This is a genomic window from Streptomyces sp. NPDC006265, assembly GCF_040613555.1.
Taxonomy (GTDB): Bacteria; Actinomycetota; Actinomycetes; order Streptomycetales; family Streptomycetaceae; genus Streptomyces.
Genome location: NZ_JBEXSH010000350.1, coordinates 1 through 8,550, shown reverse-complemented (window position 1 = coordinate 8,550; position 8,550 = coordinate 1). Strand labels below are relative to the sequence as shown.

At 70.4% G+C, this 8,550-nt stretch carries 5 protein-coding genes, 1 pseudogene and 1 riboswitch; of the genes and pseudogenes, 4 read left to right on the top strand and 2 right to left on the bottom strand.

All coding sequences use genetic code 11. The features are described from left to right. Positions 1–446, top strand: a pseudogene (locus ABZ281_RS25850) (hypothetical protein); the annotation flags it as partial. A gap of 209 nt (positions 447–655) precedes the next feature. Here ABZ281_RS25850 and ABZ281_RS25845 read toward each other — a convergent pair. Next, positions 656–1,072, bottom strand: a complete 417-nt coding sequence (locus ABZ281_RS25845; RefSeq protein WP_030842001.1) for a cobalamin B12-binding domain-containing protein — start codon at positions 1,070–1,072, stop codon at positions 656–658. A 511-nt stretch (positions 1,073–1,583) separates the two neighbouring features. Between ABZ281_RS25845 and ABZ281_RS25840 the strand changes: the two genes are divergently transcribed. Next, a complete protein-coding gene (locus ABZ281_RS25840; protein ID WP_356659131.1) occupies positions 1,584–2,447 on the top strand; it encodes an alpha/beta fold hydrolase in 864 nt (287 codons plus the stop codon). A gap of 105 nt (positions 2,448–2,552) precedes the next feature. Beyond that, the gene (locus tag ABZ281_RS25835; RefSeq protein WP_356659129.1) at positions 2,553–4,220 is read left to right on the top strand and encodes a M23 family metallopeptidase; all 1,668 of its coding nucleotides are present in this window, start codon (positions 2,553–2,555) and stop codon (positions 4,218–4,220) included. 97 nt (positions 4,221–4,317) lie between these two features. Here the strand turns inward: ABZ281_RS25835 and pcrA are convergent, their stop codons facing one another. After that, positions 4,318–6,795 carry a DNA helicase PcrA gene (gene pcrA / locus ABZ281_RS25830; protein ID WP_356659127.1) on the bottom strand — a complete coding sequence of 826 codons (2,478 nt, stop codon included), beginning with the start codon at positions 6,793–6,795 and terminating at the stop codon, positions 4,318–4,320. Positions 6,796–7,109: 314 nt separating this feature from the next. Then, a riboswitch (cyclic di-AMP (ydaO/yuaA leader) is annotated at positions 7,110–7,283 on the top strand. Between the two features lie 7 nt (positions 7,284–7,290). On the opposite strand from pcrA, the gene ABZ281_RS25825 reads away from it, so the two are divergent. Next, complete coding sequence (locus ABZ281_RS25825; protein ID WP_356659125.1) at positions 7,291–8,463, top strand: NlpC/P60 family protein; 1,173 nt, start codon at positions 7,291–7,293, stop codon at positions 8,461–8,463. The last annotated feature ends 87 nt before the right edge of the window (positions 8,464–8,550 follow it).

Below are 8,550 nucleotides of genomic sequence, written 5' to 3'. Positions count from 1 at the left end.
TCGGCGAGCCGTCGGCGCCGGACGCGGGTGGTCCGGGTGCGGTGTCCCTGGCGGAACGCGCCAAGCTGCTCGGCACGCTGGGCGCCGCCGAACGGGCCGAGTGGGTGGCCGGCTTCATCGCCGCGCACGGACTGTCCGAGGCCTTCCAGCTGCTCGGGGTGTGCGCGGTGCCCTGGGCGGCACCGCTCGGCCGGGCGGTGGTGGACGCGCTCAACATCGCTCGGGACGCGGGGAGTTATCCATGGAGTTTCAGCGGAGTCATGGGCCTGGCCGAGCGCTGCCTCGATCCGTCGGAGGCTTCCCGGCTCGACGCCCTGCTGGCCGTGCCCGACGAGTCGGAGAACGCGTCGCCGGGGGCCGGCGGCTACTGGGCGGAGGCCTTCCAGCGCCTGGTCACGACCCTGCGTCTGCGCGCGGCGATGACCGAGGAGCTGGAAGCGGCATGACCTCCGTCCGCGCCTTCGGCGAGGCGCGCCACAACCCGCTGTACGACGGGCTCCGTGCGGCATCCGGCAACAGGCACCCACCGGCAGCCGGCCGCTTCGGAGGACACCGACGGCCTGGGCGGCCGCGAGAGACAGTCGTCGCGTCCCGCCGGACCGACGGCGCACCCTCCTCGGCCGGACAAAATAGCCCGGGCCGGACCGCCGGAGTCCTACGCCTGCGCAGGCTGGCGGGCGTTCGTCCGGACCCAGTCCACGATCGACGCCGTCGTCGCACCCGGCGTGAAGATCTCCGCGACGCCCTTCTCCTTCAGCGGGGCAATGTCCGCCTCAGGGATGATCCCGCCGCCGAAGACCAGGATGTCCTCCGCGTCCCGCTCCTTGAGCAGTTCGATCACCGCCGCGAAGAGCGTGTTGTGCGCTCCGGAGAGGATGGACAACCCGATCGCGTCGGCGTCCTCCTGGATCGCCGTGTCGACGATCTGCTCGGGAGTCTGGTGGAGGCCGGTGTAGATGACCTCCATACCGGCGTCGCGCAGGGCCCGCGCGATCACCTTGGCCCCGCGATCGTGGCCGTCGAGCCCCGGCTTGGCCACCACCACGCGGATCGGACCGGCTGCCACACCCATCACTGCCTCCATGAAGCGACTACATCCATCCGTATCGACAAGTACCGCACACATCGGGCAAGCCGTACACGCCGCACCGCACGGACACCCCGCCCCGAACCGGCGGGCAAGTGAACGAACGTTATCTCCAGGATCCCGCAACCGGCAGTTTCACGGTGGAGAGCGAGGGGGAAATCACACGATGGGACAAGCGCAAGGGGAGCCGCACCGAGGTTGCCGTCACGCCGCATCCACCAGGCACCGCGGCGGTGCGGCATCTCGGCGAAGACACACAGGGCAAGCACCGCACGTACAGCACGCAGGGCAGACACAGCGCACCAGCGGGGGACCTCGTCACCCCACCGATCGGGGACCCCCGTCGCACCACCGGCGTCACACACGCCACACGCCGCGCTCTGCCCCCGCAGCTCACGCCGCTCTTGCGGTCATCGCCGGCCGTCTTCGCAGCTGCTTTCCACGAGGGCGCACGGGGGGCGGAGGCGTCCTCCCGCGTGCCGACAGGAGGTCGGCCATGAAGGTCACCAGGGCTGCTCTGCCCTTTCTTCCGTTCTGCGAGCGCCTGCTGCCGGGCAGGCCGGCGGGACTCTCCCTGGCACTCCTGAAGGCCACCGCCCTGGAGATCGCGATACTGGCCGGGCATCTCCTCCTCTACCCGTCCGGCATCACCCAGGAGCGGCGCGCCCCCGTCCCGGCCCTGCCCGCGGACGGCGCCGCCCAACTGCCCACGGAGGCAAAGCCGCCGGTTCTGCTGCTGCACGGCTTCATCGACAACCGCTCGGTCTTCGTCCTGCTGCGCCGCAGCCTCGCCCAGCACGGCAGGCAGCAGATCGAGTCCCTCAACTACTCGCCGCTGACCTGCGACATACGCGCCGCCGCCGAGCTGCTCGGCCGACGCATCGAGGAGATCTGCGAGCGCACGGGGGCCGGGCAGGTCGATGTCGTCGGGCACAGTCTCGGCGGCCTGATAGCGCGTTACTACGTGCAGCGGCTCGGCGGCGACGCACGCGTGCGGACCCTTGTCACGCTCGGCACGCCGCACTCGGGAACCCGAGTGATGCCCGTGGCCGACGCGCACCCCATCGTGCGCCAGATGCGCCCCGGCTCACCGGTGCTCGAGGAGCTCACTCTGCCCGCCCCTGACTGCCGTACGCACTTCGTCGGCTTCTGGAGCGACCTGGACCATGTCATGGACCCGCCGGAGGCGGCCTGCATCGACCATCCCGATCTGACGGCGCAGAACGTGCGCGTGACCGGCATCGGCCATCTCGCCCTGCCTGTGCACCCCGCCGTCGCCAACGGCATACGGCAGGTCCTCGACACGGCCCACGCGGGTGAACCGTCCACCGAACACACCGCCGGTCTGACAGTCGCCTGAGACTCGTCATACAGCGATCACTCGGCGCCACAGTATCGATCAAGCTCGAACAAACTTCGAACACAGGGCCAAACCCGTGCCCGCCGTCCGCCAAAACACGGCCGAATGCCCGTTTCCTGCGCACGCGAAACCTGCCGAAGATTGTCGTGCCCGCGTACCGCCGGGTACAGTCGCCGCACTGCTCTGGCAGCCCCTGTTGTCGAGGCGAAAGAGAAGTTGGTGAACGACCGTCACCCGTCGGGGACCATGACCCCGGCTCCGGCTTCCGACGCCGCCTCCGCGCACTACGCGTCGTACGGCACCCAGGAAGCCCAGCACGGCGACTTCACCACGTGCGGCGACTACACCGCCACCGGTTTTGACGCCACCGGTGCCCAGGTCACCGGTACCCACGGTGCCGGTTTCGACGCCACCGGGCACGCCACCGCGAGCTTCGCGACCGACCCCCTCTTCGGCGACATGCCGGGCCGCGGGCAGGACACGGGCAATTACGACACCGGCCACTGGGCCACCGGCACGCACGAGAACGTGCACTACGACGCCTACGCGGCCCAGCACCACGCCTCCTACGACACCGGCGTCTACGACACGACCTCCTGGACGGCCGAGCAGCAGCCGATGTCGGCGATCCCCTCCCAGGCGCCGTCTCCCGACGCCACCGGGCAGTGGGACGCCGGTTCCTGGCTCCAGCCCGACCAGGCCGGCAGCCCCGCCGACCACACCCAGCAATGGGAGTGGGGCACGCAGACCTTCGACACGGGCGCCTACGACGCGACGCAGTGGAACTCCGACGGCACCGCCGCACCGGCCCCCGACGCGTACGAGCACCCCGCCGAAACCTTCGACCAGCTCGAGACCGCGACCTTCGACCAGGTCACGTACGACGAATCCGCCGGGACGGACTACCGCGACCCCGCCGCGGACGGCGGTGAGCCGGCCGCCCCCGGCGAACTGCCCGTCGTCGCCCCGCTGCTGGACGGCGCGGAGGACGTCACTCCGGCCCCGTCCTCCCGGGCGGCCTCGCGCGCCGGGTCCCGCTCCCGCCGCCGTACGCCCCCCAAGCGCTCGGCGCTGATGACCATCGCGGTGCCCTCGGCGTGTGTGATGAGTGTCGCCGGGATCGCCGCCGCCTCCGTCGGCACGTTCTCCGACGACGGCGCCGCGCAGGCGCAGACGACCGCGGCGGACGCGCAGCCGGTCAAGCCGGCCGCCGCCAACAACAAGCTGGACACGCAGTTGCAGAGCCTGTCCGCCGGCGCCGACGACTTCGCCGACCGGGCCAGCCGTACGCAGGAGCGCATCGACCTCAAGGCCCAGCAGGCGGCCGAGAAGAAGAGGGCGGCGGAGGAGGCGGCCCGCAAGGAGCGGCTGCGCCCCAAGTTCGCCCTGCCGGTGGCGCGGCACGGACTCAGCGCCTACTACGGGCAGTCCGGCATCAACTGGATGTCCCTGCACACCGGCATCGACTTCCCCGTCTCGTACGGCACGACCGTGATGGCCGCGACCGACGGCACCGTCCGCACGCAGTGGAACAGCGCGTACGGCAACATGCTGATCCTGACCGCGAAGGACGGCACGGAGACGTGGTACTGCCACCTCTCCACCTACACGGTCCCCTCGGGTACGACCGTGAAGGCCGGCGATCCGATCGCGCGTTCCGGCAACTCCGGCAACTCCACCGGCCCGCACCTGCACTTCGAGGTGCGCCCGGGCGGCGGCTCGGCGATCGACCCGCTCCCGTGGCTGCGCAGCCACGGCATCGACCCGACGTAGCGTCCCGGCAGCCGCCGTCCCCGCCCGTATCGAGTAACGCCCCGGCAGCCCCCGCCCGCGTCGAGCGCGCAGGGGCCCACCGGGTCACCTCACGCCGCTACAGCTTCTCTACCGGCGCGTACCGCAGCAGCAGCCGCTTCGGCTTGGTGTCGCCGAAGTCGATCGTCGCCTCGGCGTTGCCGCCCGTGCCCTTGACCCCGACGACGGTCCCGAGCCCGAACTGGTCGTGCGTGACCCGGTCCCCGACCGCCAGGGACACCACCGACTTCTCGGCGGTGCGGCGCGTGGCGAAACCGGAGGCGCCCGACGCCGACGAGCGCGAGCGGGACGACGACAGCGAGGCCGCCACCGCCGAGACCGGCCCGGAGGACGCGGGGGCGGTCGCTCCCGTCCGCTTCCACTCCACGTGGGTCGGCGGGATCTCCTCCAGGAAACGGGAGGGCGGGTTGTAGGAGGGCTGGCCCCAGGCGCTGCGCAGCGTGGACCGGGTCAGGTAGAGCCGCTCCCGCGCACGGGTGATGCCGACGTAGGCCAGGCGCCGCTCCTCCTCCAGCTCCTTGGCCTGGCCGAGGGCGCGCATGTGCGGGAAGACGCCGTCCTCCATGCCGGTCAGGAAGACGACCGGGAATTCGAGGCCCTTGGCGGTGTGGAGTGTCATCAGGGTGATGACGCCGTCGCCGCCGTCCTCGTCGGGGATCTGGTCGGAGTCGGCGACCAGCGCGACCTGTTCGAGGAAGTCGGACAGGGTGCTCTGCTCCTCCTCGCCGCGCTCCTGCTCGAACTCCATTGCGACGGCCGCGAGTTCCTGGAGGTTCTCGATCCGGGTCTCGTCCTGCGGGTCGGTGGAGGCCTGGAGCTCGGCGAGGTAGCCGGTGCGCTCCAGGACGGCCTCCAGCACCGTGGCCGGTCCGGCACCGGACTCGACGATGGTGCGGAGGTCCTCCATCAGCGTGTTGAACCGCTTGACGGCGTTGGTGGAGCGCGCTGCCATGCCGTAGGCCTCGTCGACGCGCTTGAGCGCCTGCGGGAAGCTGATCTTCTCCCGCTGGGACAGGGCGTCGATCATCGCCTCGGCGCGGTCGCCGATGCCCCGCTTGGGAACGTTGAGGATCCGGCGCAGCGGCACCGAGTCCTCGGGGTTGGCCAGCACGCGCAGGTAGGCCAGGACGTCCCGGACCTCCTTGCGCTCGTAGAAGCGGACGCCGCCGACGACCTTGTAGGGCAGGCCGACGCGGATGAAGATTTCTTCGAAGACACGGGACTGGGCGTTGGTGCGGTAGAAGACGGCGACGTCGCCGGCCTTGGCCTCGCCGGCGTCGGTGAGGCGGTCTATCTCTTCGGCGACGAACTGGGCCTCGTCGTGCTCGGTGTCGGCGACGTAGCCGGTGATCCGGGCGCCGGTGCCCGCGTTGGTCCACAGGTTCTTGGGGCGGCGGGACTCGTTGCGCTCGATGACCGCGTTGGCGGCGGTGAGGATCGTCTGCGTGGAGCGGTAGTTCTGCTCGAGCAGGATCGTCGTCGCGTCCGGGTAGTCCTCCTCGAACTGGAGGATGTTGCGGATGGTCGCGCCGCGGAAGGCGTAGATCGACTGGTCGGCGTCGCCCACCACGCACAGCTCGGCGGGCGGGACCTCGGCCTCGGGCGGTACGTCGACGGCGTGCTCGGAGGTGCCGACGAGCTCGCGGACGAGGGCGTACTGGGCGTGGTTGGTGTCCTGGTACTCGTCCACCAGCACATGGCGGAAGCGGCGGCGGTAGTGCTCGGCGACGTCCGGGAAGGCGCGCAGCAGGTTGACCGTCGTCATGATCAGGTCGTCGAAGTCGAGGGCGTTCGCCTCGCGCAGCCGCGACTGGTACATGACGTAGGCCTGGGCGAGGGTCTTCTCGAAGCCGTCGGTGGCCTGGGCGGCGAAGTCCTCCTCGTCGATCAGCTCGTTCTTCAGGTTGCTGATCTTGGCGCTGAAGGACTTGGGCGGGAAGCGCTTGGGGTCGAGGTCCAGGTCGCGGCAGACCAGGGCCATCAGGCGCTTGGAGTCGGCGGCGTCGTAGATCGAGAAGGAGGAGGTGAAGCCGAGTTTCTTGCTCTCCCGGCGCAGGATGCGCACGCACGCGCTGTGGAACGTCATGACCCACATGGCGTTGGCCCGCGGGCCGACGAGCTGCTCGACGCGTTCCTTCATCTCGCCGGCGGCCTTGTTGGTGAAGGTGATCGCGAGGATCTGGCCCGGGTGCACGTCCCGCTCGGCGAGCAGGTGGGCGATGCGGTGCGTGAGCACACGGGTCTTGCCGGAGCCGGCTCCGGCCACGATGAGCAGCGGGGAGCCGGAGTGGACGACGGCGGCACGCTGGTTGTCGTTCAGCCCTTCCAGCAGCGCGGCGGAGTCGATCACCGGGCGGGGGGCGCCGTCCCGGTAGTAGGCGTCCCGGTCCGGGGGCGCGTCGAACTTCCCGCCGAACAGATCGTCCGGAATCGGCTCCGGTACGTGATCGTCCTCGGGTGGCGGCGGGGGCTCGTCGGCCGGGCCCCGCTGGGCCTGGAGGTTCGCCAGGAAGTTGTCGTCAAAGAGGCTGCTCATCGCTCTCCGAGTCTAGGGCGCCCCACTGACAGCCCGCCGCCGCCCTGAGAACATCGCCCCGCACCCGGGCTCCCGCCGACCGCCCGGCGGCGCAATGTCGCCCTCCATGACCGCATGATCACGGCCTGCCACACCCTCTGCAATTGGGGATGACTCGTGACCAATCCCCCGCGATCGCTCACTGTCGGCAACGTTCATGAGTGAGGTCACGAAAATGTATCGGGCATATCGCCCATCAACCTTCACAGGGGCCACACGAGTTGGCTACGGTGCGACCAGGCCGCATGACCCCCACCGGCGAACGTCGCCGGGCCGCGCGGCCTCCGCCGAGTCCGGTGTGCCGCAGCGGCAGCCGGAGCCGGGGACCCAACCGTGAACCTGGGGTGAATCGGCCCGCCTCCCTGCGCGGAGACGGCCGTAGGGCAAACCTTCCGAACCACCCGCCCGAACCCGACAGCTAACTCGGTAGGCGGAACGTGGAAGGAGTCGCCTCCCTTGGCGTCGCACCGCAAGTCGCGTCCTACGGGTACGCGCGTGGCAGGCATACGGACCCCCGCCCTCGCAACGGCGGCCCTCACCTCCGTGGCCCTGCTGTCCCAGTCGGCCAACGCCGCCCCCGAGGCCGACGACAAGCCCAGCCTGGAGGAAGTCGAGAAGAAGGTCGACGACCTGTACCGCCAGGCCGAGTCGGCGACCGACAAGTACAACGCGGCCAAGGAGAAGACCGCGAAGCAGCGCAAGCACGTCGACACCCTCCTCGACGATGTCGCCGAGCGCACCCAGAAGCTCAACGAGGCGCGCGAGGAGCTGGGTTCCTTCGCCTCCGCCCAGTACCGCACCGGCGCCGCCGCCCCGGACACCGCGACGTTCCTGCTCGCGGACACCCCGCAGGACTACTTCGACCAGACCCAGCTGATGGACCGGATGACCGGCCGCCAGAAGGTCGCGGTCGACGACTACGTCACGCAGCAGTCCGAGACGATGAAGAAGCGCCAGGAGGCCACCGAGAGCCTCGAGACGCTCACCGACTCGCAGCACGGCCTGAAGACGGCCAAGGCCACCGTCCAGCGCAAGCTCGCCGACGCGCGCGAGCTGATGTCGAAGCTGACCGCCGAGGAGAAGGCCCGGCTGGCGGCGATCGAGCGGGAGAAGCGGGCGGAGGCCGCCCGCAAGGCCGACGAGCTGGCCCGGCAGCAGGCCGCACAGCAGAAGGCGCAGGACGAGGCCGCCCAGCAGCAGGACAGCGGGTCCTCCTCGTCCGGCTCGTCGGACTCCGGCTCGTCGACGGCCCCGGCCGACTCCTCGTACGCCACCAAGGCCGACAAGGCGCTCGCCTTCGCCCGCGCCCAGATCGGCAAGCCGTACGTGTGGGGCGCGGTCGGTCCCGGCTCCTACGACTGCTCCGGCCTCACCCAGGCCGCCTGGAAGGCCGCGGGCGTCACCCTGCCGCGCACGACCTACGACCAGGTGAACGTCGGTACCACGGTCCCGCTCTCCCAGGCCCAGCCCGGTGACCTGGTCTTCTTCTACGACGACGTCACCCACGTCGGGATCTACATCGGCAACGGCATGATGATCCACGCCCCGAAGCCCGGCACGTACGTGCGCGAGGAGTCGATCTTCTACGACGGCGAGTCGGCGATCCACAGCGTGGTGCGCCCGGCCTGAGAAGTCCGCCACGATTCTGAGGGGCACGCGCGCGTGCCCCTCTCGTAACCCGCGCGGCGCTCTCTAGCATCGGCGCTATGTCCGGTC

Bases quoted from the DNA above. Each gene is read 5' to 3' on its own strand.
- ABZ281_RS25845 (WP_030842001.1), bottom strand. From the start codon at position 1,072: ATGGGTGTGGCAGCCGGTCCGATCCGCGTGGTGGTGGCCAAGCCGGGG.
- ABZ281_RS25835 (WP_356659129.1), top strand. From the start codon at position 2,553: ATGCCCGTTTCCTGCGCACGCGAAACCTGCCGAAGATTGTCGTGCCCG.
- pcrA (WP_356659127.1), bottom strand. From the start codon at position 6,795: ATGAGCAGCCTCTTTGACGACAACTTCCTGGCGAACCTCCAGGCCCAG.
- ABZ281_RS25840 (WP_356659131.1), top strand. From the start codon at position 1,584: ATGAAGGTCACCAGGGCTGCTCTGCCCTTTCTTCCGTTCTGCGAGCGC.